This is a genomic window from Shewanella sp. GutDb-MelDb (genome assembly GCF_002836075.1).
Lineage (GTDB): Bacteria > Pseudomonadota > Gammaproteobacteria > Enterobacterales > Shewanellaceae > Shewanella.
Window position 1 is genome coordinate 50,022 of record NZ_PJBM01000257.1, and the last position, 23,813, is coordinate 73,834.

A 23,813-nucleotide genomic window follows, 5' to 3' on the forward strand; every position below is an offset into this window, starting at 1 on the left:
GCCCATTAAACTCCCACTGAATCCTGCATCTTCAGGCAAGATGGGTATATGTCCGCTTCCTGCAGGATCTTATTTTGATGTAGAAGAATTATCCCGCAAATAGCGGCTTATTTGAGGATTATTAAACAGCAGGTGATAAAAGGCAAAATAAAAACGACAGAAAACAAAAAAGGGGCCTAAGCCCCTTTTCTTATTCACTCGCAAATCAGTGATTACGACTCCATATAACCGATAGGTAACGTCGTAATATGAGCCACACCCGACTCGATGGCAGCAAGGGCTACCGCTTTAGCAACATTCGGTAATAAGCGCGGATCCATTGGTTTAGGAATAACGTACTCGGCACCAAATTCCAGAGAGCTAACATCTGGATATGCAGCAAGCACTGATGCTGGCACGGCTTCTTTAGCTAAGCTTGCAATAGCATGCACGGCAGCAATTTTCATTTCATCATTAATCTTCGATGCGCGCACATCTAATGCACCACGGAAAATGAATGGAAAACACAATACGTTGTTAACCTGGTTTGGATAGTCACTGCGACCCGTTCCCATAATTAAGTCTTTACGGGTTTCATGGGCGATTTCAGGTCTAATTTCAGGATCTGGGTTTGAACAAGCAAAAATCACCGGGTTTTCAGCCATCAAGGCTACATCTTCAGCGCCAAGCACATCTGGGCCAGATAAACCTAAGAAAGCATCTGCACCCTTGATAACATCTTGTAGCGTGCGCTTATCCGTATTATTTGCAAATAAGGCTTTATATTCGTTAATGTCTTCGCGACGAGTGTGGATTACACCTTTTCTATCTAACATGTAGATATTTTCGCGTTGAGCACCACAATTAACCATCATTGTCATACAAGCGATGGCAGCAGCGCCAGCTCCCATACAAACAAATACAGCTTTTTCCATCGACTTACCTTGGATCTCTAACGCATTGATCATGCCTGCGGTAGTCACAATCGCAGTACCGTGTTGGTCGTCATGAAAAACAGGCACATTACAACGCTCAATCAAGGCTTTTTCTATCTCAAAACACTCTGGCGCTTTAATATCTTCAAGGTTAATACCACCGAATGTATCGGCAATCGCTTCAACTATATTAATAAACTCTTCTGAAGTTCTGTGTTTTACTTCGATATCAGTCGCATCAATATTGGCAAAATGCTTAAACAATAACGCTTTGCCTTCCATCACAGGCTTAGATGCCAACGGGCCTAAATTACCTAAACCTAGAATGGCGGTGCCATTAGAAATAACAGCAACTGTGTTGCCTTTACCGGTATAGCGATATGCATTTTCAGGGTTTGCCGCTATTTCACGCACTGGTTCAGCCACACCTGGGCTATACGCCAGTGCAAGGTCCATGCTCGTTTCTGCGGGTTTTGTTAGGCAAACTGCTGTTTTACCTGGTACGGGTAATTCATGATAATCGAGGGCTTGTTGACGAAGATCTGCCATTTTTCTAATCCTGAGTGCGACTAATGTTATCCAAAGCGAAAGGTCGACAGCTAAACGGTTATTGAAGCTGTTTAGGTTGAGGTCGGTATCGTGTATTACCTAAACAATAAACGTAAGCTGATAGCCGCTAAGATACTCGAATATAGGAGCATTTCAAATAAGATCTTTCAAAATTTTAACTTTATCGCTATATATTATTCCAAACTGTCTTTTTCGACGGTTATCTGTGATGGATGAGTGCCATTTATGCGCCATTTACTGTAAGAAAAGTACACCTTACCGCGCACTATTACCTGGCTTTGCAGCAGATTAAGATTCAATATGTTATTAAACTTACTGATATCTTGCTTAGATATCATCAAAACCAACTTATCATCGATTAACAGCGCTAAATCCTGACCTTTTCTTTCATAGCCCGTCACCACCCCTCTGACCTCTCGCCATTGGTTGCTATCGCTTCTTGAAAGGTGTGCAGGTGACTTAGCTTGGTAGTCAAGATGCTGCCATAAACCTCGTTGATTTGTCCGCGCATCATCTTCAATGTCTGCTAAACATTGCCAAAAAAAGTCATTTTGAAACACCTTGGCTTTAGCAAAGCCGTTACTGAGTAGCAACTCCTGCAGATGTTCACCTGCTGCGGTATACACATAAGCAAGTGTACGGCCGTATGGATCCAGTTTTTGCTGCCCAAAAACAAGCTTAAGCGATTGTCCTGGTTTGATTGTACTTTGTAGGAATGATTTAGCCTCGGCGGCGTATGGGTCTGAAAGATCTTTAAACTGGAAATCAATTTCAGGAGTATCAACACCGATGAACCGCACCCGTCGACCATCTTTTAGGGTAATAGTGTCGCCGTCATTGACGTAATCAAGCACCACGGTTTCATCAAAGCTAGTCGGCACACATTGGCTGGCGTGCACTGGCGGAAGACTCAAAACTAATAATAAAGCGCAGAGTGATGTTTTAAAGTCCATTAGGATCCTGTTGAGTCGTCAAATAGACATATATCGGTAAGAAAGATAAAAAAGCTCAACCTCAGAATAGCAAAAAGGCGCCAGAAGGCGCCTTTTTTAAATTCATTGCAGAAGTAATTACTTCTTGCCAAGTGCACCAAAGCGCTTGTTGAACTTATCGATACGTCCGCCAGTATCCGTAACTTTCTGGGTACCAGTGTAGAATGGGTGACATGCACCACAAACGTCTAAATGTAAGTCTTTACCGATAGTAGAGTTAATTTTGATAACGTTACCACAAGTACAAGTTGCAGTGATTTCTGCATAATCAGGATGAATACCTGCTTTCATTGGAATTACCTCAAGGTTAAGGCCATGTCGCTCTTCCAACCCGAAGTCGGACACCACATGCAGTTAATAATAGTTTAGGGCGCAGGATTATACAGCATTTAAGCAATAGATCCAGCTACCCTTCATGAATCACCATAAATAGAATCAGTGAGCGCGCTATCCTACCCTAAGTTGCTGCAATCCCTAGTACATCGAATCAAATAATTTTTCGGCAGCCTTGGCATCAGTATATTTATCTAATATTGCTACAGAAGGACATTTCAATAATGCATCAGCCTTTAAACCATTGATTTTGTTTTTATTAAAAGCACGCGGATTCGCCTCATAAATGGCAAGTATTGCACCATAAGTGTTGACGCCCCACACTTTAGATTGACGTAAACCAATACGCCAGAGTGTTTCGCTACCATTAAAGTCTACAGTACAATTTTCTTCGAGTTTAACCCCGATAGGCGCCGTGCTGGTCGTTAACGAATTTGAAATCGTTTTTACAGCACCGTTTGCTTTCTCATCGACCTTCGCTGGCGATGGAGTGTATGCCGTATGCGGCACATTCTCGACAGGGTTATCACTGAATAAATTAAGGACCGTGACTTCTCGCCAGCGGTTTATTCGATGCTCTTTCACCACCAACACCGCTTCACTATCGACAACATCGTCAACCCCGGTAACTAACACTAGGAAATGACTCAACGGTGAACTCACAAGGCGCTCTTCTCCGGTCGATTGCCGTAAAAAGAACTGCACCTTATTGGGGTTCTTATGGCTTGAAATGATATTCACTTTAAGTTTTGGGTACTCTCCCAGCTCAAATAACCTTTCATTTATGCTGACATGAGAAACTTCAGCTGTAACCGCTGTGCTAAACAGCGCTAACGTCGTTAATGCTAATATTATTATTCTTTTCATCGTTTCCTTTTCTAGCGCATCATAATAAGTTAAATCTGACTGGCTCTCCAAGACTCGCCTCGGTACACTACAGGCTTATCTCCTATTGAAATAGAGTTTTATGCCTTTGTTTGTTGAGGTCGCCCTGCCCGTTCCAATGCGGCAAACCTTTAGTTACCAAGTTCCTGAGCATATCAACATCGTTCCTCAAAAAGGCATGCGAGTACAAGTGCCATTTGGTCGACAGCAGCTTATTGGCCTTATTACAGCCATAACGGATACTTGTAATTTAACGCCTAAGCAAATAAAGCCAATTGTTAGCATTTTAGACGATGCACCATTATTACCAGATTCACTGTATAAATTAACGGCTTGGGCTGCAAGATATTACTTCTGTAGCTTAGGACAAATGCTATCACAAGCGATACCCGTTGCACTGAGAAAAGGGGCGGAGTCGAAAGCGGCGACGGCGTCCTATTGGACTTTAACGGATGCGGGACGCGCTGCAGATATTAATCAACTCAACCGTGCACCCGCGCAACGCAAACTGTTTAACGCCTTAGCTGAACGTGATCTCGAACAGCACGAAATCGCCGCATTAGAACTCAGTAAAGCTGCACTAAAAGCGCTCGATGATAAAGGCTGGATAACGAAAAACTCACGTGTTGTGTCCGTTGATCTCAGCTGGCGAACCCAGCTTGAAATGACTGAAGAGCCGCATAGACTCAACCCAGAACAAGCCATTGCCGTCGCAACACTCACGCTGCAATCGGGCTATCACTGCACTTTACTCGAAGGCGTTACGGGCTCGGGGAAAACCGAAGTTTACTTGGCTTTATTAGAAACAATATTAAAACAGGGCAAGCAAGCGCTCGTTCTAGTTCCGGAAATAGGCTTAACCCCCCAAACCATTAGCCGATTCAGACACCGCTTTAATGTCAAAGTGTCGGTCATTCATTCAGGTTTGACTGACAATCAACGATTAGATGCATGGCGCCACGCCAAAACGGGCGAAGCAGCCATTATTATCGGCACGCGTTCGGCGTTATTTACGCCGATGGCTTATCCTGGGGTGATCATTTTAGACGAAGAGCACGACTCGAGTTTTAAGCAACAAGAAGGTGTGGGTTATCACGCACGTGATCTTGCCGTCATGCGCGGGCATCTAGAAGATATTCCAGTTCTTTTAGGCACAGCAACACCATCACTGGAAACCTTGCAAAATGCACTCAGTGGTCGATATGAGCATTTGCAGCTAGGTCAACGTGCAGGCAATGCAGAAAAAGTGCGCCAAGGCATTGTCGACATTCGTAATCAGCCACTGCGCACCGGTATGTCGCATGCATTGTTGAATGAAATGCGCATCCACCTTGATGCTGGCAACCAAGTCATTTTATTTCTCAACCGACGGGGCTTTGCTCCCGCGTTAATCTGCCATGAATGTGGACATCTACATGAATGCGATCGCTGTGATGCCTTCTTTACTGTGCATCAAGCCTTAGGTGAGATCCGCTGCCATCACTGCAGTAATCAATATGCGATCCCCAAGCAGTGCCATCAATGTGGTAGCACCATGCTTGCTGGCCAAGGTGTGGGTACCGAGCAACTCGCCAGCTTCCTTGAGAAAGAGTTTCCCAACCACCCAGTTGTGCGTATCGATCGCGACACCACGCGCAATAAGGGATCGTTAGAAGCCCATCTCAATGCGATACATAAAGGCGAATACAAAATTTTAGTCGGCACCCAAATGCTAGCAAAAGGCCATCACTTTCCTGACGTGACCTTGGTCGGGCTTTTGGATGTCGACGGCGCTCTCTTTAGTGCTGACTTTAGAGCACCGGAACGTTTCGGCCAGCTTTACACTCAAGTCTCAGGTCGTGCTGGTCGTGCGAGCAAACCTGGAACGGTATTATTACAAACCCATCAAAGCGACAACACCATGCTTCGAGAACTCATGCATAAAGGCTACGGTGAGTTTGCTCGCAATCAGCTCAATGAGCGCAAACAAGCATTACTCCCGCCCGCTTGGCATATGATCCTCATTCGCGCAGAAGCTCACTTGGCTGCGGACGCCGATGCACTGCTGAGTCAAATAGGCGCGCTGCTGCCACAAAACGAAGAGTGTGAAGTGATTGGGCCTATGCCTGCCCCGCTGGATAGAAAGGCCGGTAAATATCGTCGCCAACTACTCTTCCAAACTAAAAACCGCAATCAATTACAACAAGCATTTGAACAAGCACTACCACAAATTGAACAGTTACCTCTGGCTAAAAAATGCCGTTGGAGTCTCGATCGCGATCCACAAGATCTGCTTTAAATCGATTTAATCGTCACTAAAGTAGAAAAAGTTCGCTAGAGGATAGTAATTGGGTACCACAAGCGGCTAAAATAGTCGGTTACCCCTATTACTTTTTCTTTTTGTAAGTGCCGATTAAACGCCAATGAAATCACATACTCAATCTTTACTCGCTGAATCGTTAAATGCCCTTAAACAACAAGGTGTTGTTCCTGCTGATTTTGAAGCTCGCATTCAAGTGGACCGAACCAAAGATAAGAGCCACGGTGATTTTGCTACCAACTTGGCGATGATGCTAACAAAAGCAGCGCGCAAGAATCCACGTGAGATAGCTCAACTCATCATTGATAATCTGCCTGAATCTAGCCATGTCGAAAAGGTTGAGATTGCAGGACCAGGATTTATCAACTTTTTTATCGATGACAATGCGCTCGCCAATCAACTGATGGACGCACTTAACAGCGACCACTTGGGCCTAACGTTGCCTGAGTCGCAAACGGTTGTTGTTGACTACTCGTCACCTAACCTTGCGAAAGAGATGCATGTTGGCCACCTAAGATCGACCATCATCGGTGACAGCGTCGCACGCTCACTTGAGTTTATGGGTCACAAGGTTATTCGCCAGAACCACGTCGGTGACTGGGGAACTCAGTTCGGCATGTTGCTTGCGTACATGGAAGAGTTACGTGCTGCAAATGGTGAACAAGCACAAATGGAGCTTTCAGATCTTGAAAACTTCTACCGTGCCGCTAAAGTCCGCTTCGATGAGTCTGAAGATTTCGCCAACCGTGCTCGTAAACTGGTCGTTGCATTACAATCAGGTGACGAGTACTGCAATAAATTATGGCGTGAATTTAATGACATTTCCTTGAGTCACTGCCACGAAATTTATGAACGTTTAGGCGTTAGCTTAACCCGTGCAGATGTTCGCGGTGAAAGCTCATATAACGCTGACTTAGAGCAAGTCGTTGCCGATCTTGATACGCTGGGCTTATTGTCAGAAAGTAATGGCGCTAAAGTGGTGTTCCAACAAGAGTTTAAAAACAAAGAGGGTGAGCCACTCCCTGTTATTATTCAAAAAGCAGACGGCGGCTACCTATACGCGACCAGCGATATGGCAGCAATGCGCTATCGCTCGAATGTGCTAAAAGCAGATAGAGCACTTTATTTTGTCGATCTGCGCCAAGCCTTACACTTCCAACAAGTGTTTAAGCTTGCTAAAACAGCCAATTTTGTTCGCGAAGAGATGAGCTTCGAACATATGGGCTTTGGCACCATGAATGGTGCTGATGGTCGTCCCTTTAAGACACGCTCTGGTGGTGTGGTTAAGCTTATTGATCTGCTTAAAGAAGCTGACATTCGTGCTCTTGATTTAGTGCGCAGTAAAAATCCTGATATGGATGAAGCAGAGCTGACTGAAATCGCTCGCGTCGTCGGTATTGCTTCCGTTAAATATGCTGATTTATCTAAGAACCGTACTAGCGATTATATCTTCAGCTTTGAGCAGATGCTGAGTTTTGAAGGTAACACCGCACCTTACCTACTCTATGCGTACACTCGTGTTGTGGGTATCTTCAACCGTGCACAAGACGTTGATTTGAGTGGTGCTACCATCGTACTTGAACACGAGAGAGAGAAAGATCTTGGCACTAAGTTAGCTCAGTTCGGTGAAGTGATGAACCGCGTCGTCAATAAAGGTCAACCACATGCACTATGTGCTTACCTATTTGAACTTGCCGGTGCATTCTCTAGCTTTTATGAAGCATGCCCAGTACTGGCTGCCGATAACGAAGCACAGAAGAAGAGCCGCTTATTATTGGCTAAGCTAACAGCGAAAACACTTAAGCAAGGGCTGAACTTGCTAGGACTAGACACTTTAGAGCGGATGTAATCATAACCCTATGACGAGTCGTGACTACGCAAACCGTAAACCCACGCGCAAAGGCAGTACTAAAAAGCGTGGTTCAAAGGGAAATGCCCCCAAGCGTTTCCCTGTTTTACTGCTATTAATAACGCTCGCAGGTCTAACTGGGTTTGGTTATGTATTATGGTTATTAAGCAGTGAAGATGAAGTCGTAACAACACCGGTTGTGGTTGAAGAACCAAAGAAAGCCAGTGTTAAAAAAGATCCTAATGCGCTACCGCCGGCCCCAAAAGAAGAGTGGACCTATCTTAAGGAGCTGGAAAACAAAAAGGTCGAAGTGGACCTGCCTGCAACTTCCACTAAGCCTAAGCGTCCTTACCAGATGCAATGCGGTTCATTTAGAAAGGAATCTCAAGCAAATTCGCTTAAGGCAACCATTGCGTTCCAAGGGTTGGAAGCGCAAGTGCGTAAAGTTAAAGGCACTAGTGGAATGTGGTATAAGGTCGTTCTAGGGCCTTACGACAAGAAACGTGATGCTGAAAGACAGCGCCATGTACTGCAAAACTCTGGCACTAACGGCTGCCAAATCTGGTTCTGGGAAAGTTAAATCCCGCTTCAGAATCTAATCTTAAAGCGCTACTCATGTAGCGCTTTTTTATTGCTTTAACTAAAAGCCTATACGTCATTTAATTGTTTTTTATTACGCTATTGGATATTTGCTTCCAATGACCTGCGGTCAGCGTATCAGCAGACACTACTGAAGTACGCCGCAAGCAAATTTGATCTCCAGAGATGGAACAAAACAGGCCTGTTTCCGAAGGCCTCAGCCGTATTTACACTGGGTTAGAAAAGCGCAATTCTCAGCATTTTAGTTTTTAAATTGAAAACACTATGACCACCATCTCCTTGAACTCATTGATAACACCCATTCCCCATCGAAGTTGCCGAAATACGTAGACATTAATGCCGTGGAACCATCATGGATGATGGTTCAGGCTCGGGGGTACATGGATGTACCATCTGAGCCGTTAGACAATTTTTGTTGAAGTATGAGGAAGACAACTTCGTCCGGGCGGCAGGGGCGATCCAAGAGGGGATATTGCTGTTGATCCCCTTTTGGCCGAGTGTGGGATGGAATCCCACGACCTTTATCAAGCGGAGTTTGATTATCTCAATTTATATGTGGGCGAAGCACCACGACTTACCTCGGCCGTAAGACCGAAGCTTTCAATAGCAATCAGATAACCACTCATAGACCGGCCATGACCAGCAAATAAGCAGACCCTAGCTGAGTCAGGCTAGCAATCCAAGTTCCCCCTTGATATTTACTCAACTCCCCCCCATATCTCTATTATCACCAACCAGCAGGCACATTGTCGCTGGCTAGAGAAGAGGATTTATCGTGACCACTATCGTATCAGTACGCCGAAATAACCAAGTGGTTATCGCCGGTGATGGCCAAGTTTCTCTTGGTAATACCGTGATGAAAAGCAACGCTAGAAAAGTTCGTCGTCTATACCACAATAAGGTATTGGCAGGCTTTGCTGGCGGTACAGCAGATGCATTTACATTATTCGAGCGCTTCGAAGCCAAACTCGAAATGCATCAAGGCCATCTTATGCGCGCAGCCGTTGAAATGGCCAAAGACTGGCGTTCAGACAAGGTGCTACGCAAACTAGAAGCACTGTTAGCTGTCGCTGATGGTGAATCGTCATTGATCATTACCGGTAACGGTGATGTTATTCAGCCAGAAAATGACTTAATTGCTATAGGTTCTGGTGGCAACTTTGCCCAATCAGCAGCCATAGCATTGCTTGAAAACACCGATCTTAGCGCCTTAGAAATTGCAGAAAAGTCATTAACGATTGCCGGCGGCATCTGTGTTTTCACCAACCAATTTAAGACCATCGAAGAGTTAAAGTACTAAACGAACTTTCGTTTATACCCAAGACTGATGCTTAAGCATGAGGAAATAATATGTCTGAAATGACACCGCGTGAAATTGTTCACGAACTAGATAGTCACATTATTGGTCAGCAAAAGGCCAAACGCTCAGTCGCAATCGCGCTACGTAATCGCTGGCGCCGTATGCAACTGGATGCTGACCTTCGTCAAGAGGTCACACCTAAAAACATTCTAATGATTGGCCCAACAGGTGTGGGTAAAACTGAAATTGCCCGCCGTTTAGCACGCCTTGCAAAAGCACCGTTCATCAAAGTGGAAGCCACTAAGTTCACTGAAGTGGGTTATGTCGGTAAAGAAGTTGACCAGATTATTCGCGACCTTACCGATTCAGCCATTAAGCTGACACGTGAAGAGCAGATGGCTAAGTGTAAATTTAGAGCCGAAGAAGCCGCTGAAGAGCGCATTCTTGATGCCCTATTGCCTAAACCAAAAGAAGATTGGGACAGCGAAAAACCTAGCGACAATAGCACTCGCCAAGTTTTTCGTAAAAAACTACGTGAAGGCCAGTTAGACGATAAAGAGATTGAAATTGACGTCTCTGCGCCACAAGCCGGTATTGAAATCATGTCGCCTCCAGGCATGGAAGAGATGACTAACCAGCTACAAAGCATGTTCCAGAACATGGGACCCGGTGCGAGCAAGCGCCGTAAAATGCCGATTAAAGAAGCCTATAAACTGCTTATAGAAGAGGAAGCGGCCAAACTCGTTAATCCTGATGATCTGAAGGAGCAAGCGATCGAATTGGTTGAGCAGCACGGTATCGTTTTCTTGGACGAGATTGATAAAATTTGTAAGCGCGGTGACTCTTCAGGCCCAGACGTTTCTCGTGAAGGTGTGCAGCGTGATCTGCTTCCTTTAGTTGAAGGTTGCACGGTTAATACTAAACACGGTATGGTCAAAACAGATCACATTCTGTTTATTGCATCGGGTGCATTCCAGATGTGTAAGCCGTCAGATTTGATCCCTGAGCTGCAAGGCCGCTTGCCGATTAGAGTCGAACTTGATGCGCTATCAGCAGGTGATTTTAAACGTATTTTGACTGAGCCGTTCGCATCGCTAACTGAGCAATATGTTGCCCTTATGGGGACTGAAGGCGTTAAAGTTGAGTTTACCGAATCGGGTATCGACTCTATTGCTGAAGCCGCATGGCAAGTCAACGAGCGCACAGAAAACATTGGTGCCCGTCGTCTGCATACTGTGATGGAGCGTTTGATGGAAGAGTTATCTTACGAAGCGTCTGACAAATCAGGTTCTGTAACACTAATCGATGCCGATTATGTGAGCGCACATCTCGATAACTTGGTCCAAGATGAAGATTTGAGCCGCTTTATTCTCTAATCTTGCAGTAACCAAACGCTAATTTAGTGATGGCGGTTAAGGACAGTTCTGTGCTTAACCGCTATTCTGTTTTATGAACCGAGACTTTTAATCATTGGTAGACTTATGACTCAAGATAACACCCCTAATGTTGAATCCTTAAAGCTTAAGCGTAAATCTCGCCAGCTAGAGGTGCACTTTGATAATGGCGACATTCATCAGCTGAGCTGCGAAATGCTAAGGGTTTACTCTCCATCAGCAGAAGTACACGGTCATGGCAATCCAGTACTGGTTACCCACAAGAAAATGGTCAATATCTCTGCCATTGAGCCTGTCGGCAATTATGCCGTTAAAATCATCTTTGATGATGGCCACGATACAGGGCTCTTCTCATGGAAGGTGCTTTATGACTTAGCCACTCATCAAGTCGACTTATGGGAAAAATACTTAGCGCGATTACGAGCAGCAAAAGCCAGCCGCGAACCGCTTATCGATATGGCAGTGAAATACCACAAGTAACACAGTGTTTATTCGAAATGCTCCGCCCAAAAAAGGCGACCGACATCACACTCCAAGTAGTAGCAAAAAAACACTCCATCACAAAATGACGCAGATAAGCGTCATTTTTTGTGATCAAACAGTAGATCCTGTGTATTAATCCCCCTATGCGGACTTATGTCCTCAACGGATTATAAACAGACAATTACTATCGAGAGTAATCAAAATAGAGGATTACTCATGACTGCACATATTAATGGTAAAGCCGGTGATTTTGCCGAAACCATCATCATGCCTGGCGACCCACTTCGCGCTAAGTATATCGCTGAAAACTTTTTAGATGATGCGGTGGAAGTGACCAATATCCGCAATATGTTTGGCTATACCGGTTTTTATAAAGGCCAACGTATTTCTGTTATGGGCCATGGTATGGGTATTCCCTCTATGGTGTTATACGCCCATGAACTAGTCACTGATTTTAATGTGAAACGTATCATCCGCGTCGGTAGCCTTGGTGCAACCCAACATAACGTCAAGATCAACGACGTCATCCTAGCGCAAGCTGCAGGTACTGATTCACCCACGAATGCCAAGCGTAGTAGTGGTTATCAAATGGCGACCTCTGCCACATTCGAGCTGCTGCACAAAGCCTACACCATCGCTCAACAGAAGCAGATCAACGTTAAAGTGGGTAATGTGTTCAGTGGTGACATGTACTACGATCCAGATGAAGATATGATCCCAGCATTAGAACGCTTTGGTGTATTAGGTGTTGATATGGAAGTCGCTGGCTTATATGGCCTAGCGCATCACAAAGGTTTCGAATCACTCGCGATTCTTACCGTTTCAGACCATTGCTTAACGGGCGAAGAGACCAGTGCTGAGGCTCGCCAGTTAACCTTTAATCAGATGATAGAGCTGGCATTAGAAACAGCCTGTCAGTAACGCTTTATTAAGCCGCTCGAAGCATCCCTTTGCGCGGCTTAACTTTAACGCTTGATATAGTGATACTAGGAACTAATGATGAAAAATAAAATATCCTTAACCTTGCTCAGCTTTTTAGCCAACTTTGTGATGGCAGGCTTTGCGACCCAGTTCGGCATGCTGATTGAACCTATAGCTGAGAAGTTTTCAGCTAACGTCAATGAAGTCGCCTCAATATTCTCACTGCTTAATGGCGGAGCCCTCGCGGGTACTATTGCTGCTTTTTTCTTAATTGAAAAAATCGGTGTAAAACGCATGACACTTATTAGCTACGTGAGCATAGCACTCAGTGCAGCAGCATTACACTTCACCGGTTCACTCACTGTTGTGATGATCGCAATGACGATTATCGGACTTTGTGGCGGTGTTGGCCTTTGTATCGCAGGTACTATCGTAGTATCGGTATGGAAAGATAAAATCCAAAGCACCATGCTCGTGGTACAAGATGCCACCTTTAACGTAGCGGGCGTTGTATTCCCACTCATTACCACTTATGCATTAAGCCATGCACTATCTTGGAGCTTCAGCTATTTGGCCGTGGGTATCGTTGCATTAGCGACGGCAGCCATTGCACTTGCGACCAACTTTGAACTTGTTGAAAATCAAACATCAGCAGAAAATGGTAAAGATGAGTCTGAGTGGAACTTAGGCATCATTAGTGGCGGACTGGGTTTATTCCTTGGCATGCTAGCACTCTACACCTTCCTAACTTGGGCACCGATGTTCGTTAAAACCAAGTTCGATATTCCATTCGAGGAAGCGGGTAATATTATCACTCAGTACTGGTCTGCCGCGCTAATTGGTGCGCTAGTGTCGACGGTGATTGTATCAAGAGTTAAGATTCAGCACTTCATTATGGGGATGATTTCACTGGCTTTTATCATCACCAGTTTGATTGTAACTACAGATAATTTAGCGTGGATTGGTTACCTAACCTATGGTTATGGCTTTGCTTGTGCCGCGCTTTATAACGCCTTTATTGCTTACGGTGTGTCATTTGTCAAAAATGCCAGTAGCCGGAACGTCTCTTACATTTTGATTAGTGGTAGTGCGGGCGCAATGTTCAGTCCTGCAATTAGCTCACTATTTGAAAGCATTATTGGCTTACAAACCGTTATGTATGCCATACCAGTGATCTATGGATTAATCATCGTCATGCTAGTGCTCTCTATGCGCCAAAAAATCGGCCATACTGCGCAAGTTGCATAATTAACCATTAACACCTTATCGGTCCCAAGCCTTAAGACTAAGGTTTGGGACTATTCGATAAAGGCTTTTAGGCCGGCTAAATCACAAATTATCAGCCCCTCTTTATCTCGCTTAATCAAGGCTAAATCTTCCAACTTTTTAACTGCACGGCGATAAACTCTATCGGTTGTCGCAAAGCGTTCAGCTTCTAAATAGCACTTAGTGAAGCCCTCTACAGGCTGATCTTTTAAATACTGATGATAGAGGTCGTAAGCAATATTATAAGCGATGGGGTATAACATGCGGCGGGTGAAAATATCCACAGTATCTTGATAGTCTATGGCGATAGCACTGGCAAAAAACAGTGCAAACTGAGGCGTTTTTAATAAAGCCTGTTGTAACTTATCGCCATTAATAATTGAGATTTCTAATGGCTCTTCGGCAATAATATCTAACTGGCACAAGTAGTGAGTAAAAAACTCCATCTCCCCAAACAGCTGAGAATCGCAAGTCATGGTTCCCAACTGAAAGCTACGGCCATTTCGAGCGGTATAACCCATTGAGATACGGCCATGTGGCACCAGTATGAGGTCGTTAACCTTTTGGCCTTGCTCCATTAGTCGATGTTGTGCAGTCACCGTTTTCGTTTCGGTAATGCACTCACGCATAGTCTGCTCAATGGCATCATGTTCTTGATGCCATAATGAATGAAAACGCCCTTTCTCGAGTGGTTTTAGCTGCATAGTATTGCCGATATGGATTTATGTTAGGCGAAAGACTTAAGCATTATACCTCTTTAAAAGTCAGTAGTAATAGCGCACGCCTAGGTATGTACAGCGGCAGCATTGTCTCTTTATATTAGTGACATACTAAATCCCAGTAGTAACCATTAGTTTTAAGGGCTCTTTTTTTGCCAGCTCTGAGGTAAATTGACTTGCGACCAAAGTGACTGGCATAACTCCTCAGGCTGATTCCAATCGCCCTTAAGTAACCAGCTGACTAACTCATCTGCCACTTGAGGATAGTCTATAGATTCGGGCGTCGGTGACTTTAACCAACGCCGCAGTGCATCAGGTTCTAAACATGTTTTCATGCACTCAGCGGCCCCCAGTAGTTCAAGTGCTGCGACATTAGATAACTGTTCAAATTGGCCTAACAGTGGCTTGATCAGCAGCTTTTTACCCAAGGTTAACGCTTCACTGGCAAGCTCAAAACCCGCATTGCCAATCACACCACCACAGCTTGCCATTGCCGCTTTAAAACCATCGCGGTCAAAACCATGCCATTTAATATGTGACGGCATTGACTGGTGAGTTATCCCTGCGTGGTACACCAAAAAGGTGTAATCAGTAAAAGGCGCCAAGAAGTCTACAATTGCATCTGGGGACTCAAAAGGCAGATAGACTAATACTTGATGCGCTAACTCTTTCTCAACTTTATCAACCTCGACAAAAGGTGGCAAAATGGGGAAGCCAAAGTGATGCCAATGGCAGCCTAACGCTATATCCACTGGTGCAAAGTAGTTCAACATCGTTTCGTTAAACCAATTGTCACCCACTTTAGGCACCGAGAAATTAAGCGCGGCTTGATGGCTGATACCAATGGACGGCACACCTTGATTTTTAGCTGCCCAAGCGGATACGGGCTCAAAATCATTAAGGACCAGATCATAGCCGCTTAAATCTAGGTTTTTGACATCTTTAACGAATCCAAACCACGCGTTCATCTTAGCGGTTTGCCCCACATTCACGCGACCATCTTTAGTCGCAAACGTCAGGCCTGATTGCACCCGATATTGCCCAAAGCACTGCATATCAAAAAATTGCTCCGAAGAGCGGCCGGAAAAGAAAAAGTCTACGTCGACTCCTTGCTTATGCATCGCTTTAGCCATCACTCTTGCCCGACTTAAATGGCCATTTCCAGTGCCTTGTACTCCATAGAGGATCTTCAATGCGCTCTCCTAAATAATTTGCTGACTAAGCACAACAGAAGCGATACCGAGTAAGGCACCGGCGATAATATCCAGCGGATAGTGAACCCCTAAAATAATGCGCGACAGACCAATGCCTATTGCCCAGCACGTGGCAATATAAAACAGTTGTGGATAGATAAAGTAGATGCTTGTAGCCATCACGAATGCAGCAGCGGTGTGACCCGAGGGCAAACTAAATTTGTCAGCGGGTTCAAAACGGGCAATGCCATCAGCAAGCGCATGGCAAGGACGTTGTCTACGGATCATATTTTTAAGCAGAAAATAAAGCGGCAACTCAACCAAATATGAAGCTAATAGCGTATTAAGCAGTGACTCGCCATTACTATCTAGCAGTAAAAACAGCACCACCATGTATAGGTAAACAGGTCCGTTACCTGAGGCCGAAAGTGATAAAGCCAACGGTTGTAAACCATGCTGCTGGCCTTGCTTAACCACAAATTGATAGCCACTGCGATCTAGTCTTGATATTGAGGTGATCATTGCAAACTCCAAAATCATTATTTAATAGCAAGCTATGAAAAATCCATGACGTGAAGGTGACAGCGACCCTAAAGTTTTATGACACTGTGTAAAAGTAGACGTTATCGTGTTGGATGATTATCGAGGAGAGATGAAAAAATAAGAGAGGAAAGAGATTTGCTAACCTAATTATCCGTAGATAATCAGGCCAGCGTGAAATACCCAAGTCGCTTAGGTATATCTACTCATTAATCAGTAGCAAGCTCAACATTATTGCGATTACGGTAAATCTTTAGCAAGTGGTAAATATTAATACATGCAACAAAGGCATTCATACCCGCAACAGGCCATGCTTCAATTGACGCTCCATAAATAACAAACAGTGAACAACCGGTAAAGTTCAAACATCTCAACCAGGTAATGTCTTTCATCATTAGCGAAATCGCGACCATAATTGACGCAGCATAACCGATGATTTCAATAGTATTAATAGCTTCCATAAGGCACCTTTTAGGCCCTCTGCCGTCCCTAAGCTAACCGGGGGATCCGTGCCCCTAAAGCGACTCAAAAATTAAGTTAAGTTAATATGTCTACACTTATGCTAACAAAAATACACCATCTTGGTAATAAAAAAACGTTATATAATGACCTATGTCATATTTTTGCTGAATTAGTAACCTAGATGTCGAAATATTACCACAACATAGCTGAGTGATGCGTTTATCGGCAATTGCGTGATTGATAAGACTTTTCTTTTCAACAATCCCTTATATACTGGTTAAATTACTCTTTTGCTCAAATTACTGAGCTACGCCTATCTACCAGGAGCGTTCTTATGGAATACAACACCTCAGAACTTTGTGACACTTATATCGATGTAGTTGATGTTGTCGAACCCATGTTCAGTAATTACGGTGGTAGTAACTCTTTTGGTGGCTCGATTAGCACCATCAAATGTTTCGAAGATAATGGCCTCATCATCGATGCTCTACAGGAAGATGGTGAAGGCAAAGTATTGCTCGTTGACGGCGGTGGTTCACTGCGTCGCGCCCTACTCGACTCAACGATTGCCCAAGTGGCTGTGGACAATAATTGGGAAGGGATCATCATCTATGGTTCAATTCGTGATGTTGATGCATTAGAAGATTTAGACATTGGCATACAAGCGTTAGCCTCTATTCCCGTTGGCGCCGATAGCCATGCCATTGGTGAGCTTGAAGTTCCAGTCAATTTTGGCGGCGTGAGCTTCTTACCCGGTGACCATGTTTATGCCGATAACACTGGCATGATTTTATCACCTGAACCGCTCGACATTGATTAATCAAATAACACATTTAGATTAAATCTCGATTTAATCTAACCAACTAAGCCAGCCGAAGTGCTGGCTTTTTTGTGGCTGATTGTTCAGCAAGGCTTGCGGTGTTAACCCAAGGGCTTACACTGTCGGTAATGAGCACTAAAATATAAGAATAACTCAATGCAGTATCTCAGCCCTTTTACCACCATTAAGCTTGAGAGCTTATTCGCGCCGAGAGCTGGCGAAACCAAACTCGGACAACGAGTACACATTCCTACGGCAACGGATAATCTCTCAACAATACTGGCACAAGCCAAGACTGGGGGTGCCCGTTTTGCAATTATTGGTATTGGCGAAGATATTGGTCCTCGTGCAAACCTGGGCCGAGGTGGCTCAACAGACGCTTTTGACAGCGCAATGACACAGTTTCTCAATTTTCAATCCAACCGCTATTTATCGGGCGACCAATGCTTAGTCTTAGGTCAAATAAAAACCACTGATTTACAGCTGCCTGGCAGCAGTACCGCAGAGCAACTGCGCCACAATGTAGAGCAATTAGATTTAAGAGTGATTGAGGTGTTATCTCGGGTCATGCAAGCAGGGTTAGAACCCATTGTTATTGGCGGTGGGCACAACAATGCCTACGGTTTACTGATGGCCGCTAAAGCCAGCCATAAGCGCCCAATTGCCGCCGTGAATCTAGACCCTCATTCAGATTTCAGGCCAAAAGAAGGTCGCCACAGTGGTAACGGATTTAGTTACGCTGCCGCTTCTGGTGCACTGGGTATTTATCATGTACTTGGACTGCATGAGCTAAAAAACAGCGAAGCAACATTAGAACAACTCAAAGCATTTGGTGGCCACTGGCATACTTTTCAGCAAATTTGGGTGCGTCGAGAACTAAGCTTAGAAACCGCGTTGAAATCCATTACCAAAGCGCTCAATAACAGCTCGCTACCGGTGGCGGTTGAGCTCGATTTAGATGCCATAACGAACATGCCGAGCAGCGCTTCAACCGCAGCAGGAGTGCCTTTGCTCGATGCATTACACTACGTCAGCTATGTTGCTAAGCATTGCCCTTGTGCCTATTTACATTTAGCCGAAGCGGCTCCAAGTTGCCATGTTGCAGGCGTCGATGCCGGCTACCGTGAAACAGGACAAAGTATTGGCGAGTTGATCTATAGCTATATCAACGGACGTATTAATGCATTGTAGTAAATACCAATTGCATTAAATATGTAGTCAATTCAGAAGCGCTCAATCTTTTCAATTCAAGGCGCATTGACGAAAGAATGGTTATTCCCTTGTGAGCCGATGCAATACAGAAGTGGAATGAGTGAGCGCGTGAGCTGCAAAGTACTGAATGAACAGATACTCATTACAATTGGTATAATAACGATTCAACATTGGCTAGGATTATGGTGTAATGCGCAGTCAATTTTGCGAAACCCTGTGTCATCGCTCATTTTTACGAACTCCAGCGACTGATAGATAACATACATCACATAGTGATGGATGAAAGATTCAGCAATCTGGCTTGATGACTTACAATCGCGATAATTCAATTGTTAACGTATAGGAATAGATAGATGTCAGAGGACACTCCAAAGAACACTCACTTCGGTTACAAAACGGTTGAAGCTGAGCAAAAGGCCGAGATGGTCGCTGGCGTATTCCATTCTGTCGCCGCTAAATACGACATCATGAATGACGTCATGTCTTTCGGTATCCACCGCATGTGGAAACGTTTCACTATCGAAAGTGCTGGTGCACGTCCAGGCATGAAGGTTCTTGATTTAGCCGGCGGCACGGGTGATTTAACCGCTAAGTTTTCTCGTATTGTCGGTGAAAAAGGCCAAGTTACTTTAGCCGATATTAACGACTCAATGTTAAAGGTTGGCCGCGAAAAGTTAAGAGACAAAGGCATTGTGGGCAATGTGAACTATGTGCAAGCTAACGCTGAATCACTGCCGTTTCCAGACAATCATTTCGATATTATTACCATCGCCTTTGGTCTACGTAACGTCACCGATAAAGATGCCGCTATCGCTTCAATGCTAAGAGTATTGAAACCCGGCGGAAAATTATTAGTGCTTGAGTTTTCTAAGCCTAAGCACAACGTGATGCGTAAATTATATGATCTATACAGCTTTAAAGTGATGCCTAAAATGGGCGCGTTAATTACACAAGACGCTGAGAGTTACGCGTATCTTGCTGAATCTATTCGCATGCACCCAGATCAAGAAACATTGAAACAAATGATGGTAGATGCTGGTTTTGAGCAAGTGAACTATACCAATATGACTGACGGTATTGTGGCCTTGCATAAAGGTTACAAATTCTGATTGGACTCACTATGTCTCGTGACATGTCACTGCTTACATGTGCGGCGATTGAGGTTAGCTTAAACAAGCTAATCGCCCAATCGCCTGAAGACTACGCGACCCTGCGTAGTCTGCATGGCAAAGTTCTTTGCATTCAACTGACTCAGCTTAATTGGCCACTTTTTCTCTTGTTTGCTAAAGAGATCCAAGTTTACAGCCAATACGAAGGTGAGGTTACCACTCAAGTTAATGCCGATATCACCACTTTATATCAACTCACTGAAGGTGCAAACCTCACTGAATTGATCAAACAAGATAAGCTTAGCCTCGAAGGCGACCTCGGTTTATTGCAAGCTTTTAGCCACTATATTCAAAGTGTTGAATTCGATTTTTACGAGCCACTATCTCGTTATATCGGTGATATTCCAACTCACTTTGTTTGCCAAACGGTTAAGCGAGCAAAACAAGATATCACCCAAATATGGCTCAAAACACGTTCCCACTTAGGTCAGTTAACGACCGAAGAGTATCGACTTGCACCGCATAAACTCGAATATATTCACTTAAGTGATACCATCGAAGATATCGCCGTCGACGTCGACGCTTTGGAAGCACGGATAGAGCAATTACTAAATAGGGCAAGAGTTAAACCATGACAGTAACAAGTATCAGGCGCGCTTATCAAGTCATCCGCACCGCGTTGCATTACGGATTAGATGATTTAATTCCCTCAAAGTTAACGCCTTGGTACTTCAAGCTATTAAGAGGTTGTCTCTTCTGGCTCAGAAACCAACACAAAGATAAAATCGGCGGCGAACGCTTAAAACTGGCGATGCAAGAGCTTGGCCCTGTCTATATTAAGTTTGGCCAAATGCTCTCAACCCGACGCGATCTACTCAGTGATGAATGGGCTGAAGAGCTGGCGATGTTGCAAGACAGAGTGCCTCCCTTTGATTCCGCGATTGCTCGCGCCTCTATTGAGTCCGAACTTAAAGCCCCCATCGAAAATTACTTTGATGACTTCGAAGACACGCCGCTTGCATCAGCCTCTATCTCACAAGTGCATACCGCGACGCTAAAGTCTAACGGCGCTAGAGTGGTATTAAAGGTACTGCGCCCAGATGTAGAACAAAAAGTTCATGCCGACATTCAGCTAATGTCGCAGACTGCGGGCTTTTTAGAGTTACTGCTAGGGGCAAACAATCGCTTACGTCCAGCCGAAGTTGTCGAGGATTATCGCACCACCATTGAGGGTGAGCTCAATTTAAAACTTGAAGCCCTTAGTGCGATTAAGTTACGTAATAATTTCTTGGGTTCAAATTCGCTTTATATCCCTTTTATGTATGAAGAGCTTTGTTTTACCCGACTGATTGTAATGGAGCGTATTGACGGTGTACCTGTATCAGATAAAGCGGCACTTATAGCGCAAGGTACCAATCTAAAGCTGCTTGCTGAACGCGGTGTAGAACTATTTTTCACTCAAGTATTTCGTGATAATTTTTTCCACGCAGATATGCATCCCGGCAATATTTTTGTCAGCCGTGAACACCCAGATGATCCCTTTTACATCGGTTTAGATTGCGGCATCATGGGCACACTGACCGATGAAGATAAACGCTATTTAGCAGAAAACTTTCTCGCCTTCTTCAATCGTGATTATCACCGCATTGCTCAGCTTTATATTGAATCCGGTTGGGTATCACCCGATACCGATATCAGTGCATTTGAACAAGCGGTTAAAGTTGTTTGTGAGCCCATGTTTAATAAACCATTAGATGAAATTTCATTTGGTCACGTTTTACTTGAGCTATTTCGAACTGCGCGTCGGTTCGACATGGTTGTCCAGCCTCAGCTGGTATTGTTAGAGAAAACCTTACTCTATATTGAAGGTTTAGGGCGTCAGCTATACCCACAATTAGATTTATGGCAAACCGCTAAACCTTTTCTTGAAGACTGGATGGCCGAACAAGTAGGCCCTAAAGCCATGGCAAGCAAAATTAAGCAGCAACTGCCTTATTGGGCAGAACACCTGCCAGAGCTGCCAGAGCTCATTTACGATAATTTAAAAATGGGTCGCAACCTAGCAAAGACACAAAACAAATTACTCGATCGATATCTAAAACATCAGCAAAAAGCACATAAAAGTAACTATTTTTTGATCACCGCCGCTATTTTAGTGATCTGTGGCACTATTTTGTTCAATCAAGACGCTACACTATGGGCGTCTTACGGCAGTATCGGCCTAGGCGCCACATTGTGGCTGCTCGGATGGCGATCTAGACCAAAGATCCGTAAACTTTAGCTAGACCTAAATAACCAAAGGTTCATAATAGATTCAATATCTAAATTAAGAGGATTCATTCATGGGTGGCATTAGTATTTGGCAACTTCTTATCGTTGCATTGATTGTCGTATTATTGTTTGGAACAAAGAAATTACGTTCTCTAGGCGGCGATTTAGGCGGTGCTGTTAAAGGCTTCAAAAACGCCATGTCTTCTGAAGAAGATAAAAAAGCGCTAGAAGAAAAAACAGCGCTAGAAGACAGTGCAGCTGAAAAAACAGTTCAGGGCACTGAGACAGCCGAAAAAAAGGCTGAATCTAAGGACAAAGAACAGGCGTAATCGACTATGTTCGACGGTATCGGCTTTATGGAGTTGCTGTTGATTGGAGTCTTAGGGCTAGTTGTACTTGGCCCTGAAAGACTTCCTGTCGCCGTGCGCTCAATCTCAGGCTGGATCCGCGCCATGAAAAAAATGGCTAACTCAGTTAAAGACGAATTAGAACAAGAGCTTAAAATCGAGCAATTGCATACTGATTTGAAAAAAGCAGAAAGCCAAGGCTTAAAAAACCTTGCGCCTGAGTTACAGGATTCAATCGATCAATTAAAACAAGCAGCGCAATCTGTTAATCGTCCCTATCAAGTAGAAGATGTTCCTTTGGCAAAAGAAACGCCAGCCAAGGACGCCCCTACTATTGAGACATCTTCAACAGATAGTGCTAAGTCAGACAAACCTAACGGGTAGTCCATGTCACAACAAAAGCCGTTAATAAGCCATTTGCTTGAGATGCGTAATAAGCTGCTTCGAGCAATAGCGAGTGTTCTCTTGGTGTTTATCTGTTTGGTCTATTGGGCCAATGATATTTACCATTATATGGCGATACCATTGATGCAAGCTCTGCCCGACTCGAGCAGCATGATTGCAACGGATGTTGCCGCACCCTTTTTTGCACCATTCAAACTAACATTGGTACTGTCATTTTTTATTGCCATACCTTATGTTCTGTTTCAAGTATGGTCATTTGTTGCACCAGGGCTTTATAAGCATGAAAAGCGCTTAGTGGTGCCGCTGCTTACCAGTAGTACCTTGCTGTTCTACCTCGGTATTGCATTTGCTTATTACGTAGTATTCCCTGTGGTATTTGGTTTTTTTGCGTCTGCAGCACCTGAAGGTGTAGAAGTTGCGACCGATATCAGTAGCTATTTGAGTTTTATTCTCAAGCTGTTTTTTGCCTTTGGCTTAGCGTTTGAAATACCTGTAGCAGTCGTTCTTTTGTGCTGGGCGGGTGTCACCTCACCTGAAGAGCTGAAAAAGAAACGTCCATACATAGTGGTTGGTGCATTTATTGTGGGAATGTTTTTAACACCTCCCGACATTATTTCGCAAACTATGCTCGCGATTCCAATGCTCATCTTGTTTGAAGGTGGACTCATCGCAGCACGCTTTTATAGTAAAGATGAATCTGAAGACGATGAAGATGAAGATACGTCTGAAGAGAGTGAACAAAAGTAACTAAACATTTGTTGATAGAGATAAAAGGTATTGCCATTCAGTTGATGAAGGCAGTACCTTTTTTTTGCACTGAAAAACCATTAGGTTACGATGCCAGAGCCGAGAATAACTATTAGCTTCAATTCCTAATCTCGCCTACAGGGCTTTGAATTCCCGCTGAATGTTCAAACTTTTAATGCAAC

24 protein-coding genes are annotated in these 23,813 nt (G+C 44.2%); 16 read left to right on the forward strand and 8 right to left on the reverse strand.

The window, feature by feature from the left end:
* Nucleotides 1-212 precede the first annotated feature (212 nt).
* From CXF82_RS18215 to CXF82_RS18230, 4 genes are all read right to left on the reverse strand, one after another.
* Nucleotides 213-1,463 carry a malic enzyme-like NAD(P)-binding protein gene (locus tag CXF82_RS18215; RefSeq protein ID WP_101089819.1) on the reverse strand — a complete coding sequence of 417 codons (1,251 nt, stop codon included), beginning with the start codon at nucleotides 1,461-1,463 and terminating at the stop codon, nucleotides 213-215.
* 194 nt (nucleotides 1,464-1,657) lie between these two features.
* Nucleotides 1,658-2,437 carry a thermonuclease family protein gene (locus CXF82_RS18220; RefSeq protein WP_102044704.1) on the reverse strand — a complete coding sequence of 260 codons (780 nt, stop codon included), beginning with the start codon at nucleotides 2,435-2,437 and terminating at the stop codon, nucleotides 1,658-1,660.
* 117 nt (nucleotides 2,438-2,554) lie between these two features.
* On the reverse strand, nucleotides 2,555-2,767 hold the full coding sequence (gene rpmE / locus CXF82_RS18225; RefSeq protein WP_101089817.1) for a 50S ribosomal protein L31: 213 nt from the start codon (nucleotides 2,765-2,767) through the stop codon (nucleotides 2,555-2,557).
* 183 nt (nucleotides 2,768-2,950) lie between these two features.
* Nucleotides 2,951-3,676, reverse strand: coding sequence for a FimV/HubP family polar landmark protein (locus CXF82_RS18230; RefSeq protein WP_102044719.1), 726 nt, complete (start codon nucleotides 3,674-3,676; stop codon nucleotides 2,951-2,953).
* Between the two features lie 100 nt (nucleotides 3,677-3,776).
* Here CXF82_RS18230 and priA point away from each other — a divergent pair, with 100 nt between their 5' ends.
* The 8 genes from priA (at nucleotide 3,777) to tsgA (ending at nucleotide 13,788) form a co-directional block, all read left to right on the forward strand.
* A complete protein-coding gene (gene priA / locus CXF82_RS18235) occupies nucleotides 3,777-5,972 on the forward strand; it encodes a primosomal protein N' (RefSeq protein ID WP_102044705.1) in 2,196 nt (731 codons plus the stop codon).
* A 124-nt stretch (nucleotides 5,973-6,096) separates the two neighbouring features.
* A complete protein-coding gene (gene argS, locus CXF82_RS18240) occupies nucleotides 6,097-7,842 on the forward strand; it encodes an arginine--tRNA ligase (protein ID WP_101089815.1) in 1,746 nt (581 codons plus the stop codon).
* A gap of 10 nt (nucleotides 7,843-7,852) precedes the next feature.
* The gene (locus CXF82_RS18245) at nucleotides 7,853-8,422 is read left to right on the forward strand and encodes an SPOR domain-containing protein (RefSeq protein ID WP_102038898.1); all 570 of its coding nucleotides are present in this window, start codon (nucleotides 7,853-7,855) and stop codon (nucleotides 8,420-8,422) included.
* A gap of 795 nt (nucleotides 8,423-9,217) precedes the next feature.
* Entirely contained in the window at nucleotides 9,218-9,742 is a 525-nt protein-coding gene (gene hslV / locus CXF82_RS18250; RefSeq protein WP_101089813.1) for an ATP-dependent protease subunit HslV, read from the forward strand.
* A gap of 50 nt (nucleotides 9,743-9,792) precedes the next feature.
* Entirely contained in the window at nucleotides 9,793-11,118 is a 1,326-nt protein-coding gene (gene hslU / locus CXF82_RS18255) for an ATP-dependent protease ATPase subunit HslU (RefSeq protein WP_101089812.1), read from the forward strand.
* Nucleotides 11,119-11,223: 105 nt separating this feature from the next.
* The gene (locus CXF82_RS18260) at nucleotides 11,224-11,616 is read left to right on the forward strand and encodes a gamma-butyrobetaine hydroxylase family protein (protein ID WP_101089811.1); all 393 of its coding nucleotides are present in this window, start codon (nucleotides 11,224-11,226) and stop codon (nucleotides 11,614-11,616) included.
* Between the two features lie 219 nt (nucleotides 11,617-11,835).
* Nucleotides 11,836-12,540, forward strand: a complete 705-nt coding sequence (gene deoD / locus CXF82_RS18265) for a purine-nucleoside phosphorylase (protein ID WP_102038899.1) — start codon at nucleotides 11,836-11,838, stop codon at nucleotides 12,538-12,540.
* A 78-nt stretch (nucleotides 12,541-12,618) separates the two neighbouring features.
* On the forward strand, nucleotides 12,619-13,788 hold the full coding sequence (gene tsgA, locus CXF82_RS18270; RefSeq protein WP_101089809.1) for an MFS transporter TsgA: 1,170 nt from the start codon (nucleotides 12,619-12,621) through the stop codon (nucleotides 13,786-13,788).
* A gap of 50 nt (nucleotides 13,789-13,838) precedes the next feature.
* Here tsgA and CXF82_RS18275 read toward each other — a convergent pair whose 3' ends face one another.
* The 4 genes from CXF82_RS18275 to CXF82_RS18290 all read right to left on the reverse strand — a co-directional run bounded on the left by CXF82_RS18275 (nucleotide 13,839) and on the right by CXF82_RS18290 (nucleotide 16,719).
* Nucleotides 13,839-14,510: a Crp/Fnr family transcriptional regulator gene (locus CXF82_RS18275; RefSeq protein ID WP_101089808.1), complete on the reverse strand. Its 672-nt coding sequence runs from the start codon at nucleotides 14,508-14,510 to the stop codon at nucleotides 13,839-13,841.
* 152 nt (nucleotides 14,511-14,662) lie between these two features.
* A complete protein-coding gene (locus CXF82_RS18280) occupies nucleotides 14,663-15,718 on the reverse strand; it encodes an MJ1255/VC2487 family glycosyltransferase (RefSeq protein ID WP_102044706.1) in 1,056 nt (351 codons plus the stop codon).
* 9 nt (nucleotides 15,719-15,727) lie between these two features.
* Nucleotides 15,728-16,240: a phosphatase PAP2 family protein gene (locus CXF82_RS18285; protein ID WP_101089806.1), complete on the reverse strand. Its 513-nt coding sequence runs from the start codon at nucleotides 16,238-16,240 to the stop codon at nucleotides 15,728-15,730.
* Nucleotides 16,241-16,467: 227 nt separating this feature from the next.
* The gene (locus tag CXF82_RS18290; protein WP_101089805.1) at nucleotides 16,468-16,719 is read right to left on the reverse strand and encodes a YgjV family protein; all 252 of its coding nucleotides are present in this window, start codon (nucleotides 16,717-16,719) and stop codon (nucleotides 16,468-16,470) included.
* A gap of 335 nt (nucleotides 16,720-17,054) precedes the next feature.
* On the opposite strand from CXF82_RS18290, the gene rraA reads away from it, so the two are divergent.
* The 8 genes from rraA to tatC all read left to right on the forward strand — a co-directional run bounded on the left by rraA (nucleotide 17,055) and on the right by tatC (nucleotide 23,631).
* A complete protein-coding gene (gene rraA / locus CXF82_RS18295) occupies nucleotides 17,055-17,540 on the forward strand; it encodes a ribonuclease E activity regulator RraA (RefSeq protein ID WP_101089804.1) in 486 nt (161 codons plus the stop codon).
* A gap of 156 nt (nucleotides 17,541-17,696) precedes the next feature.
* On the forward strand, nucleotides 17,697-18,731 hold the full coding sequence (locus CXF82_RS18300) for a formimidoylglutamase (RefSeq protein WP_102044707.1): 1,035 nt from the start codon (nucleotides 17,697-17,699) through the stop codon (nucleotides 18,729-18,731).
* A gap of 374 nt (nucleotides 18,732-19,105) precedes the next feature.
* On the forward strand, nucleotides 19,106-19,861 hold the full coding sequence (ubiE, locus tag CXF82_RS18305) for a bifunctional demethylmenaquinone methyltransferase/2-methoxy-6-polyprenyl-1,4-benzoquinol methylase UbiE (RefSeq protein WP_101089802.1): 756 nt from the start codon (nucleotides 19,106-19,108) through the stop codon (nucleotides 19,859-19,861).
* Nucleotides 19,862-19,872: 11 nt separating this feature from the next.
* The gene (locus CXF82_RS18310) at nucleotides 19,873-20,496 is read left to right on the forward strand and encodes a ubiquinone biosynthesis accessory factor UbiJ (RefSeq protein WP_101089801.1); all 624 of its coding nucleotides are present in this window, start codon (nucleotides 19,873-19,875) and stop codon (nucleotides 20,494-20,496) included.
* Nucleotides 20,493-22,142, forward strand: coding sequence for a ubiquinone biosynthesis regulatory protein kinase UbiB (gene ubiB, locus CXF82_RS18315; RefSeq protein ID WP_101089800.1), 1,650 nt, complete (start codon nucleotides 20,493-20,495; stop codon nucleotides 22,140-22,142). Before CXF82_RS18310 ends, ubiB begins: the two co-directional genes overlap by 4 nt.
* A 61-nt stretch (nucleotides 22,143-22,203) precedes the next feature.
* Entirely contained in the window at nucleotides 22,204-22,461 is a 258-nt protein-coding gene (gene tatA, locus CXF82_RS18320; protein WP_101089799.1) for a Sec-independent protein translocase subunit TatA, read from the forward strand.
* A gap of 6 nt (nucleotides 22,462-22,467) precedes the next feature.
* A complete protein-coding gene (gene tatB / locus CXF82_RS18325; RefSeq protein ID WP_102038904.1) occupies nucleotides 22,468-22,863 on the forward strand; it encodes a Sec-independent protein translocase protein TatB in 396 nt (131 codons plus the stop codon).
* A 3-nt stretch (nucleotides 22,864-22,866) separates the two neighbouring features.
* Nucleotides 22,867-23,631: a twin-arginine translocase subunit TatC gene (gene tatC / locus CXF82_RS18330; RefSeq protein ID WP_101089797.1), complete on the forward strand. Its 765-nt coding sequence runs from the start codon at nucleotides 22,867-22,869 to the stop codon at nucleotides 23,629-23,631.
* Nucleotides 23,632-23,813 lie beyond the last annotated feature (182 nt).

Excerpts from the sequence above, each read along its gene's own strand:
- ubiE (WP_101089802.1), top strand. The coding sequence starts at position 19,106 with ATGTCAGAGGACACTCCAAAGAACACTCACTTCGGTTACAAAACGGTT.
- CXF82_RS18310 (WP_101089801.1), top strand. The coding sequence starts at position 19,873 with ATGTCTCGTGACATGTCACTGCTTACATGTGCGGCGATTGAGGTTAGC.
- tatA (WP_101089799.1), top strand. The coding sequence starts at position 22,204 with ATGGGTGGCATTAGTATTTGGCAACTTCTTATCGTTGCATTGATTGTC.
- argS (WP_101089815.1), top strand. The coding sequence starts at position 6,097 with ATGAAATCACATACTCAATCTTTACTCGCTGAATCGTTAAATGCCCTT.
- ubiB (WP_101089800.1), top strand. The coding sequence starts at position 20,493 with ATGACAGTAACAAGTATCAGGCGCGCTTATCAAGTCATCCGCACCGCG.
- tatC (WP_101089797.1), top strand. The coding sequence starts at position 22,867 with ATGTCACAACAAAAGCCGTTAATAAGCCATTTGCTTGAGATGCGTAAT.
- CXF82_RS18230 (WP_102044719.1), bottom strand. The coding sequence starts at position 3,676 with ATGAAAAGAATAATAATATTAGCATTAACGACGTTAGCGCTGTTTAGC.
- CXF82_RS18275 (WP_101089808.1), bottom strand. The coding sequence starts at position 14,510 with ATGCAGCTAAAACCACTCGAGAAAGGGCGTTTTCATTCATTATGGCAT.
- CXF82_RS18300 (WP_102044707.1), top strand. The coding sequence starts at position 17,697 with ATGCAGTATCTCAGCCCTTTTACCACCATTAAGCTTGAGAGCTTATTC.
- CXF82_RS18285 (WP_101089806.1), bottom strand. The coding sequence starts at position 16,240 with ATGATCACCTCAATATCAAGACTAGATCGCAGTGGCTATCAATTTGTG.
- CXF82_RS18215 (WP_101089819.1), bottom strand. The coding sequence starts at position 1,463 with ATGGCAGATCTTCGTCAACAAGCCCTCGATTATCATGAATTACCCGTA.
- rraA (WP_101089804.1), top strand. The coding sequence starts at position 17,055 with ATGGAATACAACACCTCAGAACTTTGTGACACTTATATCGATGTAGTT.
- hslU (WP_101089812.1), top strand. The coding sequence starts at position 9,793 with ATGTCTGAAATGACACCGCGTGAAATTGTTCACGAACTAGATAGTCAC.
- rpmE (WP_101089817.1), bottom strand. The coding sequence starts at position 2,767 with ATGAAAGCAGGTATTCATCCTGATTATGCAGAAATCACTGCAACTTGT.
- CXF82_RS18290 (WP_101089805.1), bottom strand. The coding sequence starts at position 16,719 with ATGGAAGCTATTAATACTATTGAAATCATCGGTTATGCTGCGTCAATT.
- CXF82_RS18245 (WP_102038898.1), top strand. The coding sequence starts at position 7,853 with ATGACGAGTCGTGACTACGCAAACCGTAAACCCACGCGCAAAGGCAGT.
- deoD (WP_102038899.1), top strand. The coding sequence starts at position 11,836 with ATGACTGCACATATTAATGGTAAAGCCGGTGATTTTGCCGAAACCATC.
- CXF82_RS18220 (WP_102044704.1), bottom strand. The coding sequence starts at position 2,437 with ATGGACTTTAAAACATCACTCTGCGCTTTATTATTAGTTTTGAGTCTT.
- tatB (WP_102038904.1), top strand. The coding sequence starts at position 22,468 with ATGTTCGACGGTATCGGCTTTATGGAGTTGCTGTTGATTGGAGTCTTA.
- priA (WP_102044705.1), top strand. The coding sequence starts at position 3,777 with ATGCCTTTGTTTGTTGAGGTCGCCCTGCCCGTTCCAATGCGGCAAACC.
- CXF82_RS18260 (WP_101089811.1), top strand. The coding sequence starts at position 11,224 with ATGACTCAAGATAACACCCCTAATGTTGAATCCTTAAAGCTTAAGCGT.
- tsgA (WP_101089809.1), top strand. The coding sequence starts at position 12,619 with ATGAAAAATAAAATATCCTTAACCTTGCTCAGCTTTTTAGCCAACTTT.